This is a genomic window from Asaia sp. W19 (assembly GCF_003994335.1).
GTDB lineage: Bacteria > Pseudomonadota > Alphaproteobacteria > Acetobacterales > Acetobacteraceae > Asaia.
The window spans coordinates 1-995 of sequence record NZ_PNQZ01000194.1; the positions used below are offsets into that span (position 1 = coordinate 1).

The window sequence follows — 995 nt, forward strand, 5'->3', positions numbered from 1 at the left end:
CTCGGCCACCACCACGCGCAGTACCGCCACGGCCGAGCCTTGCCAGCTTCGGACCAGATCCAGGTCGATCAGGAGGGCTCTCCCTGCGCGGCGCGGGCCTGCACCTGCATGATCGTGCGCAACAGCCGTTCAGGGGTTGCCGGGGCGTCGAGCCCGGGGCAGCGCCGATACCCGTCCAGACTGGCGATGGCATCGGACAACGCGTGCAGTACGGCCACGCCGTGAACGAGAGGCGGCTCTCCGACCGCCTTGGAGCGGTAAATGGTCGCCTCGCGATTGGGGGCGTCGTCGAGCAGGGTCACGTTGAAAATAGCAGGGCGGTCTGAGCAGGCAGGGATCTTGTACGTGCTCGGGGCATGAGTACGCAGCCTGCCCTCCTTGTCCCAGACCAGTTCCTCGGTGGTGAGCCAGCCTGCGCCCTGAACGAAGGCCCCCTCGATCTGGCCGATATCGATATCCGCATTCAGGGATTGCCCAGCATCATGCAGGATATCGACCCGGTCGATGCTGTTTTCGCCAGTCAGCAGATCCAGCGTGACTTCAGCGCAGGCGGCGCCGTAGGCGAAATAATAAAAGGGCCGGCCGCGCCCGGTTGCCGCATCCCAGGAGATCTTGGGCGTCTTGTAAAACCCGCTGGCCGAGAGCGAGATGCGGGCGAAATAGACCTGCCAGACCAGATCACGGAATGGTACGAGGGCCTCGCCCATGCGTACCCCTTCCGAGGTAAAGCGGATCGCTTCTGGTGCAACCTGCCATTTCTCGGCAGCGAAGGTGACCATACGCGCCTTGATCTGACTGACCGCGTCGAGTACCGCCATGCCGTTCAGATCGGCCCCCGATGAGGCAGCGGTGGCCGAGGTATTGGGCACCTTGCCGGTTGTGGTGGCCGTGATACGCACATTCTGCGCGTCGAGACCAAACTCGTTCATCACGATCTGCACCATCTTCGTGTGCAGACCCTGACCCATTTCCGTGCCGCCGTGATTCACCTGTAC

1 protein-coding gene is annotated in these 995 nt (G+C 63.2%); it reads right to left on the reverse strand.

The window, feature by feature from the left end; translation table 11 throughout:
* Positions 1 to 68 precede the first annotated feature (68 nt).
* On the reverse strand, positions 69 to 995 hold a 927-nt coding region (locus C0V97_RS17925), incomplete at its 5' end, for a molybdopterin cofactor-binding domain-containing protein (protein WP_148114982.1).